Genomic DNA, 17,569 nt, shown 5'->3' with positions numbered 1-17,569 from the left:
AAACCTTCCTTCTCAATCAAAATCTCGTGTCGATAACCCGTCACCGGGCCGTTTCGAGCGACTCCATATGCAAATTCGGGCCACAAACCGCCTGCTTGCGGTCTTGCCCGAACAAATGGCAGAGGAAGCAGCAATCCGCTTCATGCACGCCGGCAATGTGTTTTCGCTCGTAAAACGAACCCTGTTTGAGGCAAACTCCAAAGCGCGTCGCTTCAGACCGAAAGCCTCACATCGGCTCAGACGACGCGCTATCTATCCGCATCGCCCGCAAGCGTCAAGCCCGCCGCCCGAAATATTGCGCCGCGACCGGGGCTTGGCAGGCATGCGCGGCACGCATGAAATATTCTTTCGTCCTTTCGCACGTGCGAAAAAGAAAGTGGCGTGCTTTGCGCTGTCGTCGGCCGCCGCTTCATGCGAAAAGGGGCGCAAAGGCCATCATCGTCCCCTTGCGAGCAGGAATCAAGGAATCAGCGCGTGAACGACAACGAGGAAAGACCGGTCACCATCATCACCGGCCGGGTATGGAAGCGAAAGGACGGCGAACCGGAGGGGGTGCACATCTTCCTCGTCGCCGCCGACGACGATTCGGCCGTACGCCGGGCGCTGGAAGCACTGGCGGCGGAAGGCTATGCGGAAGCCGAACTCGACCAGATCGGCGACATGCAGGGCGAGCCGGACGAGGAGCCGCATCTTTCGGCCTATCAGGGCGCGCTGGAAGGCGAAGTCTCGATCGTCACCTTCGAGGAACCGTTTTGAACAAAGAAGCGAAGACCGGGTACGGCTGCGGGCAATCGCGCGGCTGGGTCGACGAGGCGGTGGCGGCCATCGAGGCCGACCAGCGGCGCTCGGCCGACACCCATCTGTGGAAGCTGGACGTGCCGGCGCTCGCCGGCATCGACCTCTACCTGAAGGACGAATCGACCCACCCTACCGGCAGCCTCAAGCACCGGCTGGCGCGTTCGCTGTTTCTCTACGCGCTGTGCAACGGCCATGTCCGGCAGGGCACGCCGGTGATCGAGGCCTCGTCCGGTTCGACGGCGGTGTCGGAGGCCTATTTCGCCCGCATGATCGGCGTGCCGTTCTATGCGGTGATGCCGCGCACCACCTCGGCGGAAAAGATCGCGGCCATCGAGCACTACGGCGGCAACTGCCACTTCATCGACGACGGCCGCCGCATCTATGGGGAATCGGCGGAACTGGCGGCGCGGCTCGGCGGCCATTTCATGGACCAGTTCACCCATGCCGAGCGCGCCACCGACTGGCGCGGCAACAACAACATCGCCGAATCGATCTTCGACCAGATGCAGCAGGAGCGTTTCCCCTGCCCTTCCTGGGTGGTGATGAGCGCCGGCACCGGCGGCACCACCGCCACCATCGGCCGCTACATCCGCTACAAGCGCCATGCGACGCGGCTGTGCGTGGTCGATGTGGAGCGCTCCGCCTTCTTCGAGGGCTTCGCCACCGGCAGCCGCGATTGCCGCTGCGAGGAGCCGTCGCGTATCGAGGGGATCGGCCGGCCGCGCGTCGAGCCGTCCTTCGTGCCGGGCGTCATCGATCACATGCTGCGCATCTCCGAAGCGGTGTCGCTGGCGGCGATGCGAGTTCTGTCGCGAAAGCTCGGCCGCCGCGTCGGCGGCTCGACCGGCACGAACTTCACCGGCATGTGCCTGCAGGCGGCGCGCATGCGGCAGGCCGGGGAAAGCGGTTCGCTCGTCACGCTGATCTGCGATTCCGGCGAACGCTACGCCAACACCTACTATTGCGACGACTGGCTGGCCGAAAAGGGCCTGGACCCTTCGCCCTTCGAGGGCCGGATCGAGGCCTTCCTGGCAGGCGGCGAACTGGATCTGGATTTCGAGGAAAGCTGGGCGCGGTAACGGCTGGATCGTTTCACCGTTTCACGAAAACCGCGCAACGATCCAGCTCTTCGTTCTAGCCGCATTTGTGCGACGCGGACGATTCCGTCCGGCCGCAAAATGCTCCAGTCAGGATGCAAGCGAGCGGAAGCGGCTATCGGCCGCCATCGCGTTGAGCAACCGGCACATCAAAAGCGCCTTCCCCCGCGGCAGGCCGGCGAGCGTGTTGCGCATATATTGCGCCGGCCGCTGGTGGACGGCATCCCAGACCATCCACCGCCCCGTCGGCTCCAACAGGCATTCGAACTGGTCCGGCTGCTGCTTCGACATTCCGCCTCCTCGGGATCACTGCGGCAGCGTTCACTACGGCCAAGTCGTTAAAGAGTTTCATCGCCGGCGATAAATCCGGCTTACAACCTGCAATGCAACTTTATCGTGCATAAACCCACCCCTTGCAAGGGACCGGCAGCCGGCTTGCCGAACACCGCCGCCGCCGCTATGTGTCGGCTTCTTTCATCAGACAAATGACAGGATCGCCCATGCCGGCATCAGGCAAGCCCACCGCGCTCGGCCCCATCGCGCTCGGTATCGTCGGCGTCGGCAAGATCGTGCGCGACCAGCATTTGCCGGCACTGGCTAAAGATGCGGACTTTCGGCTGGCGGCGGCCGCCAGCCGGCACGGCAAGGTGGACGGCATTCCCAATTTCCCGAGCATCGAGGCGATGCTGGAAGCCATGCCCGGCCTCGACGCGGTATCGCTGTGCATGCCGCCGCAGTTCCGCCACGATGCGGCGCGCGCCGCGCTTCTGGCCGGCAAGCATGTCTTCATGGAAAAGCCGCCCGGCGCGACGGTGAGCGAGGTCGAGCATCTGAAGGCGCTGGCCGCCGAGCGCGGCCTGTCGCTGTTTGCAAGCTGGCATTCGCGCTACGCGCCGGCGGTGGAGGCCGCGAAAACCTTCCTCGCGTCAGCCCAACTCAAGGCGGCGAAAATCGTCTGGAAGGAAGACGTGCGGCGCTGGCATCCGGGCCAGGAATGGATCTGGCAGGCCGGTGGCTTCGGCGTCTTCGATCCCGGCATCAACGCGCTGTCGATCGCCACTCATATCCTGCCGCCGATGTTCATCGCGCGAGCGGAACTGGACTTTCCCGCTAACCGCGACGCACCGGTGGCCGCGCGGGTTTGCTTCCGCACCGACAATGGCATCGCCGTCGACATGGACCTCGACTGGCTGCAGACCGGCTCGCAGTCGTGGGACATCATGGCCGAGACGGATCGCGGCGCAATGGTGCTGTCTTCCGGCGGCGCCAGGCTCGCCATCGACGGCCGTGCGGTGCATGAGGAACCGGAAACGGAATATCCGCAGCTTTACCGGCGCTTTTCCGAAATCGTCCGCGCAGGCGTGTCGGACGTCGACCTCGCGCCCCTCCAGCATGTCGCCGACGCCTTCATGCTGGGCAAGCGCAACGTCGTGGACGCCTTCTACGACTGAGCCGAGTACCGGGCCTCGTGGTCGAGCAGCCAGCGCTTGCGCTCCAGCCCGCCGCCGTATTTGGTGAGCGCGCCGCCGGCGCCGACCAACCGATGACAGGGAACGACGATGGAGAGCGGATTGGTGCCGTTGGCGTGGCCCACGGCGCGCGCCGCCTGCGGCCGGCCGAGTTTTTCGGCGAAGGCGCCGTAGCCAAAGGTGCTGCCCGGCCGGATTTCGCGCAGCGCCGTCCAGACCTCGTTCTGGAACGGCGTGCCAGTGAGGCAAATCGGAATGGCGTCCAGCGCGCGCAGATCGCCGGCGAAATAGGCCGCGAACGCCGAGGCCGCATCCATGCCGCCGCCTAGCCTTTGCGGATGAGAATGGCTCGGCCGGCGTTCCAGCCAGCGCTCCGTGCGCTCCACGCAATCGGCAAACTCGGCCATGCACAGGGTACCATCGCCGTCAAAGGCAAGCGTCATGTCACCGATTGGCGTTGCGACGGTGCGGAAGACAAGGTCCGGCCGCCGTGCTTGTTTGTGCCCGTGACTATCGTGCATCGTGGAAGATGATCCCCAGCGTATGGCGCAACCCGCCGCGCAGGCGGCTGACGCCATGGCGCAGATTGACACGATAATTGCCCTTCGTGCCCTGCACCGGCCGGTTGTGCACAGCGAAAGCGACCGCGTCGCCGCGGCGCAAGGGGACGACCTCGACGCGGCTTTGCATGCGCGGGCGCTGCTCGGTCAGCACAAACTCACCCCCGGTGAAGTCGCGGCCAGGTTCCGACATCAGGATCGCCACCTGGATCGGAAAGGCCAGGTCGCCATAAAGGTCTTGATGCAGGCAGTTGAAATCGCCTTCGCGGTAGCGCAGCAGAAGCGGCGTCGGGCGCCCCTGCCCCGCTTCATGGCAGCGCTCAAGGAACACGGCATGGCGGTCGGGATAGCGCTCGGCAACGTTCATGCGGGCGTTCCAGTCGTTGGCGACGACCGCCATTCGCGGATAGAGCGCCGTCCTCAGCCCGTCGATCAGGCCGGGCAGCGGATAGTCGAAATAGCGGTACTCGCCCCGGCCGAAACCATGACGGGCCATGACGATATGGCTGCGGAAATGGTCGGGCTGGTCGTAGAGATCGGCAATCGCGGTGCATTCCTCCGCACCGAGCAGCCCTTCGAGCACCGCGCAGCCATGCGCATCGAGGCTCGCGGCCAACCCACCCCAGTCGTAGGCGGCCACGCGCGCTTCGGCCGAGGCCGGGTGCCGTACTGCGGAGCGATTCCGGGGGCTTTCCTGGACGATCCCGTCAGTGGCTTGCATGGCGATTCTCCTCGACTGTGCCGGCGGCCAATTCGTCCGCGACATAGAACTAGGGCGCTCCGCATGCAGGCGCATTCCGTTTCTTGCCAAGTGAATGCCAAAGAAAAAGGGGCCCGGAGGCCCCTTTTTGCCAAGGTCCATGCAAGGACCTTATTCGGCGGCGCTGGTCATGTCGGCCAGCATCGGCTCGGCCACTTCCACGCCGGACGCCTTGCGGCGCTCGTCGAGGATGAGCTCGTCGCGATGCGTGGCGATGCGCCGGATCGCGCTCATCTGCCCGCCGGTGCCGGCCGGGATCAGGCGGCCGACGATGACGTTTTCCTTCAGGCCCTGCAGCATGTCGGTCTTGCCGGCAACCGCCGCTTCCGTCAGCACGCGGGTCGTCTCCTGGAAGGAGGCGGCCGAGATGAAGGACGGCGTCTGCAGCGAGGCCTTGGTGATGCCGAGCAAGACCGGCTGGCCGGCGGCGGGCTGCTTGCCCTCCTCGATCAGCCGTTCGTTGATCTCGTCCAGCTCGATCACGTCGACATGGTCGCCCGGAATGTAGGTCGAGTCGCCCTGCTCGGTGATCTCCACCTTCTGCAGCATCTGGCGCACGATCACTTCGATGTGCTTGTCGTTGATCGACACGCCCTGCAACCGGTAGACCTCCTGGATCTCGTTGACGAGGTAGGAAGCCAGAGCTTCCACGCCCTTGATCGCCAGGATGTCGTGCGGCGCCGGATTGCCGTCGAGGATGTAGTCGCCCTTCTCGATGACGTCGCCGTCCTGGAGATGGAACGGCTTGCCCTTCGGGATCAGGTATTCGACCGGCTCCAGCGTCGAGTCGTGCGGCTCGATGATGATGCGGCGCTTGTTCTTGTAGTCGCGGCCGAAGCGGATCGTGCCATCGATCTCGGCGATGATGGCGTGGTCCTTCGGACGGCGAGCCTCGAACAGTTCCGCAACGCGCGGCAGACCGCCGGTGATGTCCTTGGTCTTGGCGCTTTCCATCGGGATACGCGCCAGCACGTCGCCCGGCTTCACATGGGCGCCCGGCTCGACCGAAAGGATGGCCTCGACCGAGAGCAGGAAGCGGGCGTCGCCGCCCTTCGACAGCTTGCCGACCTTGCCCTTGGCGTCCTGCACGACGATCGCCGGCTTGAGGTCCGAACCGCGCGGGGTCGAACGCCAGTCGATGACCTCGCGCTTGGTGATGCCGGTCGATTCGTCGGCCGTCTCCTGCACGGAGATGCCGTCGACCAGATCCTCGAACGCCACGCGGCCCTCGATCTCGGTCAGCACCGGGCGGGTGTAGGGGTCCCACTCGGCGATGCGCTGGCCGCGCTTCACCTTGTCGCCGTCGTCCACGAAGATGCGCGAACCGTAGGTGACGCGGTGCGTGGCGCGCTCCTTGCCCGTCTCGTCGAGGATCAGCACCGCCATGTTGCGGCCCATCACCACGAGATGGCCTTCGGAGTTGCGCACGACGTTGCGGTTGCGGATCTGCACCGTGCCCTCGTACGAGGCTTCGAGGAAGGACGAGTCCACCACCTGCGCGGTACCGCCCATGTGGAAGGTACGCATGGTGAGCTGGGTGCCCGGCTCGCCGATCGACTGCGCCGCGATGACGCCGACGGCCTCGCCCTGGTTGACGGGCGTGCCGCGGGCGAGATCGCGTCCGTAGCAAACCGCGCAGACGCCGACCCTGACTTCGCAGGTGAGCGCCGAGCGGATGCGGACGGACTGGATGCCCGCCTTCTCGATCAGCTCCACGTCGCGCTCGTCCATCAGCTTGCCGGCCTTGACCAGCAGGTCGCCGGAAACCGGATGGTTGATGTCGTCGAGCGCGGTACGGCCGAGGACGCGCTGGCCGACCGAAGCGACGATCTGACCGGCGTCGACGATCGGCTGCATGGTCAGGCCCTTGTCGGTGCCGCAGTCGACCGAGTTGACGATGCAGTCCTGCGCCACGTCGACCAGACGACGCGTCAGGTAGCCCGAGTTCGCCGTCTTCAAGGCGGTGTCGGCCAGGCCCTTGCGGGCGCCGTGGGTGGAGTTGAAGTACTCCAGAACGGTGAGGCCTTCCTTGAAGTTGGAGATGATCGGCGTCTCGATGATCTCGCCGCTAGGCTTCGCCATCAGGCCGCGCATGCCGGCAAGCTGGCGCATTTGGGTCGGCGAGCCACGCGCGCCGGAGTGCGACATCATGTAGATCGAGTTCATCGGCTTCTGGCGGCCGTCCTTGTCGAACTCGACCGCCTTGATGCGGCCCATCATCTCGTCGGCGACCTTCTCCGAGCACTTGGCCCAGGCGTCGACGACCTTGTTGTACTTCTCGCCCTGGGTGATCAGGCCGTCGTTGTACTGCTGCTCGTATTCCTTGGCCAAGGCCTCGGTGTCGGCGACCAGCTTGGCTTTGGTGTCCGGAATGACCATGTCGTCCTTGCCGAACGAAATGCCGGCGCGGCAGGCATGGGCGAAGCCGAGAGCCATGATGCGATCGCAGAAGATGACCGTCTCCTTCTGGCCGCAGTGGCGGTAGACGGTGTCGATCATCTTGGAGATGTTCTTCTTGGTCATCTCCTGGTTGGCGGTCTCGAACGGCACGTTGACGTTCTTCGGCAGCAGCTCGCTGATGATCAGGCGGCCGGGCGTGGTGTCGTAGATCTTCGACACTTCGTTGCCGTCCTTGTCTACGCCCTTGTAGCGGCCCTTGATCTTGGCGTGCAGGGTCACGGCGCCGGTCTCAAGCGCATGCTGGAGCTCGCCCATGTCGGCGAAGGCCATGCCCTCGCCCGGCTCGTTCTGGTTGACGATCGACAGGTAGTACAGACCCAGCACCATGTCCTGCGACGGCACGATGATCGGCGCGCCGGAGGCCGGGTGCAGGATGTTGTTGGTCGACATCATCAAGACGCGGGCTTCGAGCTGCGCTTCCAGCGACAGCGGCACGTGCACCGCCATCTGGTCGCCGTCGAAGTCGGCGTTGAAGGCGGTGCAGACCAGTGGGTGAAGCTGGATCGCCTTGCCCTCGATCAGGGTCGGCTCGAACGCCTGGATGCCGAGGCGGTGCAGCGTCGGCGCGCGGTTTAGGAGAACCGGGTGCTCGCGGATGACCTCGTCGAGAATATCCCAGACCTCCGGACGCTCCTTCTCGACCAGCTTCTTCGCCTGCTTGACGGTCGAGGAGTAACCCTTGGCGTCGAGGCGGGCGTAGATGAAGGGCTTGAACAGCTCCAGCGCCATCTTCTTCGGCAGGCCGCACTGGTGCAGCTTCAGCTCCGGGCCGGTGACGATGACCGAACGGCCGGAATAGTCGACGCGCTTGCCGAGCAGGTTCTGACGGAACCGGCCCTGCTTGCCCTTCAGCATGTCGGACAGCGACTTCAGCGGGCGCTTGTTCGCGCCGGTGATGACGCGGCCGCGGCGGCCGTTGTCGAACAGGGCGTCGACCGCCTCCTGCAGCATGCGCTTCTCGTTGCGCACGATGATGCCGGGCGCGCGAAGCTCGATCAGGCGCTTCAGGCGGTTGTTGCGGTTGATGACGCGACGATAGAGGTCGTTCAGGTCGGAGGTCGCGAAGCGGCCGCCGTCCAGCGGAACCAGCGGGCGAAGGTCCGGCGGGATGACCGGGACGACCTTCATGATCATCCATTCCGGACGGTTGCCGGACTCCATGAAGTTCTCGACCACCTTGAGGCGCTTGAGATACTTCTTCTGCTTCAGCTCCGACGTGGTGGAAGCGAGTTCGGTGCGCAGTTCGCCGGCGATGTTCTCCAGGTCCATGCCTGCCAGCAGGTCATGGATGGCCTCGGCGCCGATCATGGCGGTGAACGAATCCTCGCCGTACTGGTCGACGGCCAGCATGTACTCCTCCTCCGACAGAAGCTGGTGCAGCTTCAGGTCGGTGAGGCCGGGCTCGGTGACGATGTAGTTCTCGAAGTAGAGGACGCGCTCGATGTCCTTCAGGGTCATGTCGAGCAGCGTGCCGATGCGGCTCGGCAGCGACTTCAGGAACCAGATGTGGGCGACCGGAGCGGCGAGCTCGATGTGGCCCATGCGCTCGCGGCGCACACGCGACAGCGTGACCTCGACGCCGCACTTCTCGCAGATGACGCCCTTGTACTTCATGCGCTTGTACTTGCCGCACAGGCACTCGTAGTCCTTGATCGGGCCGAAGATGCGCGCACAGAACAGGCCGTCACGCTCGGGCTTGAACGTGCGGTAATTGATGGTCTCCGGCTTCTTGATCTCGCCGAACGACCAGGACAGGATCTTTTCCGGCGACGCCAGCGAGATGCGGATCGAATCGAACACCTGCGCAGGCGCCTGCGGGTTGAAGAGATTCATGACCTCTTGGTTCATGCCATTCTCCTTATCGGGGCCTCGATACCCCATTCCATTTCATCTGCGGACAGCGGTCCGCGAGGGCCGGCCGAAGCCGGAAATCTTGGCGCGCCGCGGAAATGAGTTCCCGCGGCGCAACGCCTTTTACTCGGCAGCGTCGGGCAGATGCACCGGAGCCTCGTCGACCTTGGTGTTCTCCAACTCGACGTTGAGGCCGAGCGAGCGCATTTCCTTGACGAGAACGTTGAAGCTCTCGGGAATGCCCGCCTCGAACGTGTCGTCGCCGCGCACGATCGCCTCGTAGACCTTGGTGCGGCCGGCGACGTCGTCCGACTTCACCGTCAGCATCTCCTGCAGCGTGTAGGCGGCGCCGTAGGCTTCCAGCGCCCAGACCTCCATCTCGCCGAAGCGCTGGCCGCCGAACTGCGCCTTGCCGCCCAGCGGCTGCTGGGTGACGAGCGAGTACGGGCCGATCGAACGCGCGTGGATCTTGTCGTCCACGAGGTGGTGAAGCTTGAGCATGTAGATGTAGCCCATCGTCACCTTGCGGTCGAACGGCTCGCCGGTGCGGCCGTCATAAAGCTGCGACTGGCCGGACGAATGCAGGCCCGCCTGTTCCAGCATCTCGTTGATGTTGGCTTCATGCGCGCCGTCGAACACCGGGGTGGCGATGGAAACGCCGCGCCGCATCTGCTCGCCGAGGCGAACGATGGACTCGTCGTCATACTCGCGCACCGGCTCGTTGCGGTCGTTGGCCGGAATGACCTGCTCTATGGTCTGGCGCAGCGGCTTGATGTCGCCACCCGCGTTATAAGCATCGAGAAGGTCGCCGATCTTCCTGCCCATACCGGCACAGGCCCAGCCCAGATGCGTCTCCAGGATCTGGCCGACGTTCATGCGCGAAGGCACGCCGAGCGGGTTGAGCACGATGTCGGCATGCGTGCCGTCCTCGAGGAACGGCATGTCCTCGACCGGAACGATGCGCGACACGACACCCTTGTTGCCGTGACGGCCGGCCATCTTGTCGCCGGGCTGCATCTTGCGCTTCACCGCGACGAAGACCTTGACCATCTTCATGACGCCCGGAGGCATTTCGTCGCCGCGCTGGACCTTCTCGACCTTGTCCATGAAGCGCTGCTCGAGCGCCTTCTTGGAGTCGTCGTACTGGCCGCGCAGGGCTTCCAGCTCGCTCTGGAGCTTCTCGTTCTCCACGGCGAACTGCCACCACTGCGAACGCGGATAGTCGGCCAGCAGCTCCTTCGAGAGCGCAGTGCCCTTCTTGAAGCCCTTCGGCCCGGCGATCGCTTCCTTGCCGGCCAGCATGTCGGACAGGCGGGCATAGACGTTGCGGTCCAGGATCGCCTGCTCGTCGTCGCGGTCCTTGGCCAGGCGCTCGATCTCCTCGCGCTCGATGGCCATGGCGCGCTCGTCCTTCTCCACGCCGTGGCGATTGAAGACGCGCACTTCCACGATGGTGCCGAAGGTGCCCGGAGGCATGCGCATGGAGGTGTCGCGCACGTCGGACGCCTTCTCGCCGAAGATGGCGCGCAGGAGTTTTTCCTCCGGCGTCATCGGGCTTTCGCCCTTCGGCGTGATCTTGCCGACCAGGATGTCGCCCGGCTGCACTTCCGCGCCGATGTAGACGATGCCGGCCTCGTCAAGGTTCTTCAGCGCTTCTTCCGAGACGTTCGGAATGTCGCGCGTGATCTCCTCCGGGCCGAGCTTGGTGTCGCGTGCCATGACCTCGAACTCCTCGATGTGGATCGAGGTGAAGACGTCGTCGGCGACGATGCGCTCGGACAGAAGGATGGAGTCCTCGTAGTTGTAGCCGTTCCACGGCATGAAGGCGACGAGCACGTTACGGCCGAGCGCCAGATCGCCGAGATCGGTCGAGGGACCGTCGGCGATGATGTCGCCCTTCTCGATGCGGTCGCCCACCTTCACCAGCGGGCGCTGGTTGATGCAGGTGTTCTGGTTCGAACGCTGGAACTTCATCAGCCGGTAGATGTCGACGCCGGACTTGCCGGGATCGAGGTCTTCCGTGGCGCGGATGACGATACGGGTGGCGTCCACCTGGTCGACCACGCCGCCGCGACGGGCGCCGATGGCGGCACCGGAGTCACGGGCAACGATCGGCTCCATGCCGGTGCCGACGAACGGCGCCTCGGCGCGCACCAGCGGCACGGCCTGACGCTGCATGTTGGAACCCATCAGCGCGCGGTTGGCGTCGTCGTTCTCGAGGAACGGGATGAGAGCCGCGGCGACCGAGACCATCTGCTTGGGCGAAACGTCCATCAGGTCGACGTTCTCGCGCGGCGCCATCATCACCTCGCCGGCGCTGCGGCAGATGACGAACTCGTCGACGAAGCGGCCGTCCTTGTCGAGGTCGGCGTTGGCCTGCGCGACGTAGTGCTTGGCCTCTTCCATGGCGGAGAGGTAGATCACTTCGTCGGTCAGCTTGCCGTCGACGATCTTGCGGTACGGGCTCTCGATGAAGCCGTACTTATTGACGCGCGCGAAGGTCGCCAGATTGTTGATCAGGCCGATGTTCGGGCCTTCCGGCGTCTCGATCGGGCAGATGCGGCCATAGTGCGTCGGGTGCACGTCGCGCACCTCGAAGCCGGCGCGCTCGCGGGTCAGACCGCCGGCGCCGAGAGCCGACAGGCGGCGCTTGTGCGACACTTCCGACAGCGGGTTGGTCTGGTCCATGAACTGCGAGAGTTGCGAGGAACCGAAGAACTCGCGCACGGCGGCGGCCGCCGGCTTGGCGTTGATCAGGTCCTGCGGCATGACGGTGTCGATCTCGATCGACGACATGCGCTCCTTGATGGCGCGCTCCATGCGCAGCAGGCCGACGCGGTACTGGTTCTCCATCAGCTCGCCGACCGAACGCACGCGGCGGTTGCCGAGATTGTCGATATCGTCGATCTCGCCCTTGCCGTCGCGCAGCTCGACCAGCGTCTTGACCACGGCGAGGATGTCCTCCTTGCGCAGCACACGCACGGTGTCCTCGGCGTCGAGCTCGAGGCGCATGTTCATCTTGACGCGGCCGACGGCCGACAGGTCATAGCGCTCACTGTCGAAGAACAGCGAGTTGAACATGGCTTCGGCCGTCTCCAGCGTCGGCGGCTCGCCCGGACGCATGACGCGGTAGATGTCGAACAGCGCGTCCTGGCGCGACTCGTTCTTGTCGACGGCCAGCGTGTTGCGGATGTAGGCGCCGACGTTGACGTGGTCGATGTCGAGGATCTGGATCTCGTCCTCGCCGGTCGACAGCAGGACCTTGAGGGTCTTGTCGTCGATCTCGTCGCCGGCCTCGAGGAAGATCTCGCCGGTGGCGTAGTTGACGATGTCCTCGGCCAGATAGTTGCCGAGCAGGTCCTCGTCGGTCGCCTTGATGGCCTTCAGGCCCTTCTCGCCCAGTTGCTTGGCCTGGCGCGCGGTGATCTTCTTGCCCGCCTCGACGACAACCTCGCCGGTGTCGGCGTCGACCAGATCGCCAACGGCCTTGAGGCCCTTGAAGCGCTCGACGTTGAAGGGAATGCGCCAGTGGTCGCCAGCACGCTTGTAGGTGATCTTGTCGTAGAAGGTCGACAGGATCTCCTCGCCGTCCATGCCGAGCGCCATCAGGAGCGACGTCACCGGAATCTTGCGGCGGCGGTCGATGCGGGCGTGCACGACGTCCTTGGAGTCGAATTCGATGTCGAGCCACGAACCGCGATAGGGGATGACGCGCGCGGCAAACAAGAGCTTGCCGGACGAGTGCGACTTGCCCTTGTCGTGGTCGAAGAAGACGCCCGGAGAACGGTGCATCTGGGAAACGATGACGCGCTCGGTGCCGTTGACGATGAACGTGCCGTTCAGCGTCATCAGCGGCATGTCGCCCATATAGACGTCCTGCTCCTTGATGTCCTTGATGGACTTGGCGCCCGTATCCTCGTCGATATCGAACACGATGAGGCGCAGCGTCACCTTCAGCGGAGCCGCATAGGTCAGGTCGCGCTGACGGCACTCGTCAACGTCGAATTTCGGCGCCTCGAACTCGTACTTGACGAATTCGAGCATCGAGGAACCGGAAAAATCGGAAATCGGGAAGACCGACTTGAAAACGGCCTGCAAGCCCTCGTCGGCACGGCCGCCCTTCGGCTCGTCCACCATGAGGAACTGGTCGTAGGATGCCTTCTGCACCTCGATAAGGTTCGGCATCTCCGCAACTTCCGGGATCTTTCCGAAGAACTTGCGTACGCGTCTGCGGCCATTGAAAGTCTGGGTCTGGGCCATCGTCGCTCCTTGTTCAGCCATGTCTGGCTTCATCTCTGGGGGACCGCCCTGCCCGGCGATCCCTGCCATCGGCCCGCATCTCGGCAAGCGGGCCTGTTCCTACTTCAGCATCGGACTTTTCCGGAACCGGGTTTCCCATTCGGGTCCGATGCAGTCAAATTCTCGATTTCGGAAACGACCTTGTCCGAAAAGTCTGCAACTTTTCGGGGCCGTTCCCAGAACGGGAAAAAACCCGTTTCCCGAAGGCCGTTTTCCGGCCCTCGGGAAAGAGGTTCTCCCCACTTCCCCCGCGCTACGGGGACCGGCGGACGGGAAAAACCGTCCGCCGGAACCGCAACTTACTTCAGCTCGACCTTGGCGCCGGCTGCTTCCAGCTGGGCCTTGATCTTCTCGGCGTCAGCCTTGTTGGCGCCTTCCTTGACCGGCTTCGGAGCGCCCTCGACCAGGTCCTTGGCTTCCTTGAGGCCCAGGCCGGTGATAGCGCGGACTTCCTTGATGACCTCGATCTTCTTGTCGCCAGCGGCGGTGAGAACGACGTCGAATTCGGTCTTCTCCTCGGCAGGAGCGGCGGCAGCAGCACCACCGCCAGCAGCGGCAACCGCCACCGGAGCGGCGGCGGAGACGCCCCACTTCTCTTCGAGGAGCTTCGAGAGTTCGGCCGCCTCGAGGACGGTCAGGCTCGAAAGCGTGTCAACGATCTTTGCGAGATCAGTCATTTGCGTTTTCCTTCAATCAGTTCGAACGTGTTGTTGTTGCTGAGGAACGGCCTCACGCCGCCTCGTCCTTCCGGGCATAAGCGCCAATGACGCGAGCGACCGAGCCGGCCGGCGCATTGACGATCTGGGCGATCCGGGTCGCCGGAGCGACCAGCAGGCCGACCAGCTTGCCGCGCAACTCGTCGAGCGACGGAAGCGTGGCGAGAGCCTTCACTCCGTCGGCGTCGAGCGAGGTCTGACCCATCGCGCCGCCGAGAATGACAAGCTTGTCATTGCCCTTGGCGAAATCGGATGCGACCTTCGGCGCTGCAATCGGATCCTCCGAATAAGCGATCAGCGTCTGTCCCTTGAACAGATCGATGATCGATGCGGAGTCCGTGCCCTGAAGAGCGATCTTGGCGAGGCGGTTCTTCGCGACTTTGACGGTGCCGCCGGCCTGACGCATCTTCGTACGAAGATCGTTCATCTGCGCGACGGTGATACCGGCATAGTGGGCCACGACCACTGAACCGGCGCCCTTGAAGGCGTCGTTCAGGCCCGTGACGAGTTCGCGTTTTTCCGCTCTGTCCACTGCCTATCTCCAGTTGACCCCTGCCCCCATTCGCGGAAACAGGCGTCGATTGCCTTTTGCCGGGCGAGCTTTCCATTCACGGATCGCTCGAACGGCGGTTCAGAGGATCCTGCCCCCTTTCCGTCGGTCCCGGTTCCCCGGAGCCGCGCCAAAAGGCAAACACGGTTCGAACCTTTCAAAAGAAGCCGGAGCTTCCTTGTCGGGTCTTCACCCGTCTCATGCAGGCCATTCGATTAAGGCCGTGAGCCGAAGCCCCTGGCCGCCCGCAATCTCGGACAGGACGTGCCGTCGGCCTTTCGGCCTCGGGCATCCGGCCCCCGATACGCAGGGGACCGGAATTCTTCAGCGGAACCGGCCGTCTGGCGGCCGATCCCGAAAACTCGCGATCAGGACGCGACGAGCGTCGCCGGATCGATCTTCAGGCCCGGGCCCATGGTCGAGGTGACGGACACCTTCTTCACATAGTTGCCCTTGGCGCCGGCGGGCTTCGCCTTGTTCACCGCATCGGCGAAGGCGCGCACGTTCTCTTCCAGCGCCTTGAGGTCGAAGGAGACCTTGCCGACGCCGGCATGCACGATACCGGCCTTCTCGACGCGGAACTCCACCGCGCCGCCCTTCGACGCCTTGACGGCGGCGGCGACGTCGGCGGTGACGGTGCCGACGCGCGGGTTCGGCATCAGGCCGCGCGGGCCGAGAACCTTGCCGAGGCGACCGACCAGGCCCATCATGTCGGGCGTGGCGATGCAGCGGTCGAACTCGATGGTGCCGCCCTGGACGGTCTGCACCAGTTCCTCGGCGCCGACGATATCGGCGCCGGCGGCCTTGGCTTCCTCAGCCTTGTCGCCGCGCGCGAAAACCGCGACGCGGACAGTACGGCCGGTGCCGTTCGGCAGGTTGACGACGCCGCGGACCATCTGGTCGGCGTGACGCGGATCGACGCCGAGGTTCATCGCGACCTCGACCGTCTCGTCGAACTTGACCTTCGAGCGGTCCTTCAGAAGCTGCAGCGCCTCGCCGAGGCCGTAAGCCTTGTTCGCGTCGATGCCCTCGCGGGACTTGACTACACGTTTTGCAATCTTCGCCATGATCGTCAGCCCACCACTTCCAGACCCATCGAACGGGCGGAGCCCTCGACCATGCGCATGGCCGCCTCGACGTCGTTGGCGTTGAGGTCCTTCATCTTCTTCTCGGCGATCTCGCGCACCTTGTCGCGGCCGATGGTGCCGGCCTTGGCCTTGCCCGGCTCCTTCGAGCCCGACTTCAGGTTGGCCGCCTTCTTCAGGAAGTAGGTCACCGGCGGCGTCTTCATGACGAAGGTGAAGGACTTGTCCTGATAATAGGTGATGACGACGGGGATGGGCGAACCCTTCTCCATCTCCTGCGAGGCAGCGTTGAACGCCTTGCAGAATTCCATGATGTTGATGCCGCGCTGACCAAGTGCGGGGCCGATCGGCGGCGACGGGGTCGCGGAGCCGGCGGCTACCTGCAGCTTGAGCTGGCCCGCTACTTTCTTAGCCATACTCTTTCCTGCCTTTGTTCTTGCCGGTCCGTCCTGGGGACGACGCCGGCGGTTGCAGTGCGGTGGTCTGGTCCGACAGGCCGGCTAAAGCCGGTCTCGCCTCCCACCTTCGATACGGCGGCTTGCGCCACCGCGTCCGCCCGGCCGAAGCCCGGCGGCGATCCGGATCAGCCCTTCTCGACCTGTCCGAATTCGAGATCAACGGGCACGGCGCGCCCGAAGATCGAAACTTCCACCTTGAGGCGGGCGCGCTCCTCGTCGACTTCCTGAACGAAGCCGTTGAAGGAAGCGAACGGTCCGTCGGAGACGCGCACCTGTTCGCCGATCTCGAAGGTGACCGACGGCTTGGGCCGCTCGACACCTTCCTGCACCTGATGAAGGATGCGCTCGGCCTCCTTCTCGGTGATGTACATCGGCTTGGCCGTATGCTTGTCCTCGCCCAGGAAGCCGGTGACGCGCGGCGTGTTCTTCACCAGCGAAATCACCGCGTCGTTCAGGTTCGCCTTCATCAGCACGTAGCCGGGGAAGAACTTGCGCTCGGCATCGACCTTCTTGCCGCGCCGCACCTCGACGACCTTCTCGGTCGGCACGACGATCTGCTCGATCCTGTCGCTCAGGCCTTTCTGCTTGGCCTTGTTCTCGATGTCCTCGGCGACCTTCTTCTCGAAGTTCGAGTAGGCATGGACGATGTACCACCGCGCAGTCATCAACAAATTCCCCGTAGTGGCAATCTTACTAAATGGCACCGAGCCCGAGGATCTTCTCCACCGCGAAGCCCATGATGAAATCCGCGCTGAAGAAGAAAGCCATGGCCAGGAACGAGAAGATGAGCACCATGACGGTCGAGATCAGCGTCTCGCGCCGCGACGGCCAGGTCACCTTCGCGGTTTCCGCCCTCACCTGCTGGAGGAAGACGAAAGGATTGTATGTCTTCGACGCCATGCCTGCTCTTTCAAGACCCGTTGGACCGGGTCTCCTGGATGATCCAGCCGATAAAGCCACCGGCCGGGATGTGCCGCCGGACTTCCGGTGCCGCCGAATCGGCGCGGTCCTTCCGTCCATGCAAATCAGACGCGTAAAGCCGGTTTCCCAGCTCCACGCGTCGCGTGTCTGTCATGCTTCCATAAAACCGATTCTCACTCCACGCAAGTGGGAACAATCCGTTTTATGACCAAACGCCGCATCGGAACCATCCAGTCGTTCCGTCCCGGCTATGGTGCCGTTATGCCTGAGAAGGCCTCATATGGCAAGCTTTTCGCCGCATTCAAGGCCTCGGCAAGGCTCCGACGGGCAAGTCCGAAGCAAAAAGGGCTGCGTCGGAAGGAAATGGCAGGGGCAGCAGGGCTCGAACCCGCGACCTGCGGTTTTGGAGACCGCCGCTCTACCAACTGAGCTATACCCCTAGGCCGCTCGGTGCGCTGCGGCAGCAAGTCGCTCCGCAATGCGCCCGATGGCGCCGTTCCTAATCGCTTGGCGCGAAAGCTTCAAGTGACTTCCGTTGCCTGGCG

General features: G+C 64.2%; 15 protein-coding genes and 1 tRNA gene. 4 read left to right on the top strand and 12 right to left on the bottom strand.

What is annotated here, in order from left to right:
* Positions 1-67: 67 nt before the first annotated feature.
* From E6C48_RS06535 to E6C48_RS06525, 3 genes are read left to right on the top strand one after another with little or no spacing between them, the layout of a single operon-like run.
* On the top strand, positions 68-478 hold the full coding sequence (locus E6C48_RS06535; RefSeq protein WP_136355297.1) for a hypothetical protein: 411 nt from the start codon (positions 68-70) through the stop codon (positions 476-478).
* A complete protein-coding gene (locus E6C48_RS06530; RefSeq protein ID WP_136355295.1) occupies positions 475-756 on the top strand; it encodes a transcriptional regulator in 282 nt (93 codons plus the stop codon). Before E6C48_RS06535 ends, E6C48_RS06530 begins: the two co-directional genes overlap by 4 nt.
* The gene (locus tag E6C48_RS06525; RefSeq protein WP_136355293.1) at positions 753-1,877 is read left to right on the top strand and encodes a PLP-dependent cysteine synthase family protein; all 1,125 of its coding nucleotides are present in this window, start codon (positions 753-755) and stop codon (positions 1,875-1,877) included. The genes E6C48_RS06530 and E6C48_RS06525 overlap by 4 nt, the downstream gene beginning before the upstream one ends.
* 108 nt (positions 1,878-1,985) lie before the next feature.
* Here the strand turns inward: E6C48_RS06525 and E6C48_RS06520 are convergent, their stop codons facing one another.
* Entirely contained in the window at positions 1,986-2,186 is a 201-nt protein-coding gene (locus tag E6C48_RS06520; protein WP_136355291.1) for a hypothetical protein, read from the bottom strand.
* A 209-nt stretch (positions 2,187-2,395) separates the two neighbouring features.
* Between E6C48_RS06520 and E6C48_RS06515 the strand changes: the two genes are divergently transcribed.
* Positions 2,396-3,346, top strand: a complete 951-nt coding sequence (locus E6C48_RS06515; RefSeq protein WP_136355289.1) for a Gfo/Idh/MocA family protein — start codon at positions 2,396-2,398, stop codon at positions 3,344-3,346.
* Here the strand turns inward: E6C48_RS06515 and E6C48_RS06510 are convergent.
* The 11 genes from E6C48_RS06510 to E6C48_RS06460 form a co-directional block, all read right to left on the bottom strand.
* Entirely contained in the window at positions 3,337-3,807 is a 471-nt protein-coding gene (locus E6C48_RS06510; RefSeq protein ID WP_230978682.1) for a methylated-DNA--[protein]-cysteine S-methyltransferase, read from the bottom strand. The two genes, E6C48_RS06515 and E6C48_RS06510, sit on opposite strands and share 10 nt — an antisense overlap.
* A gap of 67 nt (positions 3,808-3,874) precedes the next feature.
* Positions 3,875-4,645, bottom strand: coding sequence for a 2OG-Fe(II) oxygenase (locus E6C48_RS06505; RefSeq protein WP_136355285.1), 771 nt, complete (start codon positions 4,643-4,645; stop codon positions 3,875-3,877).
* A 150-nt stretch (positions 4,646-4,795) separates the two neighbouring features.
* On the bottom strand, positions 4,796-8,992 hold the full coding sequence (rpoC, locus tag E6C48_RS06500) for a DNA-directed RNA polymerase subunit beta' (protein ID WP_136355284.1): 4,197 nt from the start codon (positions 8,990-8,992) through the stop codon (positions 4,796-4,798).
* Positions 8,993-9,118: 126 nt separating this feature from the next.
* The gene (gene rpoB, locus E6C48_RS06495) at positions 9,119-13,255 is read right to left on the bottom strand and encodes a DNA-directed RNA polymerase subunit beta (RefSeq protein ID WP_136355282.1); all 4,137 of its coding nucleotides are present in this window, start codon (positions 13,253-13,255) and stop codon (positions 9,119-9,121) included.
* Between the two features lie 338 nt (positions 13,256-13,593).
* Positions 13,594-13,971: a 50S ribosomal protein L7/L12 gene (gene rplL, locus E6C48_RS06490; protein WP_136355280.1), complete on the bottom strand. Its 378-nt coding sequence runs from the start codon at positions 13,969-13,971 to the stop codon at positions 13,594-13,596.
* Between the two features lie 52 nt (positions 13,972-14,023).
* Positions 14,024-14,542, bottom strand: coding sequence for a 50S ribosomal protein L10 (gene rplJ / locus E6C48_RS06485; protein WP_136355278.1), 519 nt, complete (start codon positions 14,540-14,542; stop codon positions 14,024-14,026).
* Between the two features lie 386 nt (positions 14,543-14,928).
* Positions 14,929-15,627, bottom strand: coding sequence for a 50S ribosomal protein L1 (gene rplA / locus E6C48_RS06480; RefSeq protein ID WP_136355276.1), 699 nt, complete (start codon positions 15,625-15,627; stop codon positions 14,929-14,931).
* 5 nt (positions 15,628-15,632) lie between these two features.
* Complete coding sequence (gene rplK / locus E6C48_RS06475) at positions 15,633-16,061, bottom strand: 50S ribosomal protein L11 (RefSeq protein WP_136355274.1); 429 nt, start codon at positions 16,059-16,061, stop codon at positions 15,633-15,635.
* Between the two features lie 167 nt (positions 16,062-16,228).
* Complete coding sequence (gene nusG / locus E6C48_RS06470; protein ID WP_136355272.1) at positions 16,229-16,768, bottom strand: transcription termination/antitermination protein NusG; 540 nt, start codon at positions 16,766-16,768, stop codon at positions 16,229-16,231.
* A gap of 28 nt (positions 16,769-16,796) precedes the next feature.
* Positions 16,797-17,003: a preprotein translocase subunit SecE gene (secE, locus tag E6C48_RS06465; RefSeq protein WP_136355270.1), complete on the bottom strand. Its 207-nt coding sequence runs from the start codon at positions 17,001-17,003 to the stop codon at positions 16,797-16,799.
* 385 nt (positions 17,004-17,388) lie between these two features.
* Positions 17,389-17,464 (bottom strand) — tRNA-Trp (locus E6C48_RS06460).
* Positions 17,465-17,569 lie beyond the last annotated feature (105 nt).

This window comes from Ollibium composti (genome assembly GCF_004801285.1).
Classification (GTDB): domain Bacteria; phylum Pseudomonadota; class Alphaproteobacteria; order Rhizobiales; family Rhizobiaceae; genus Mesorhizobium; species Mesorhizobium composti.
The sequence above is the reverse complement of the archived record's forward strand: the minus strand, read 5'-3'. Positions and strand labels throughout refer to the sequence as shown.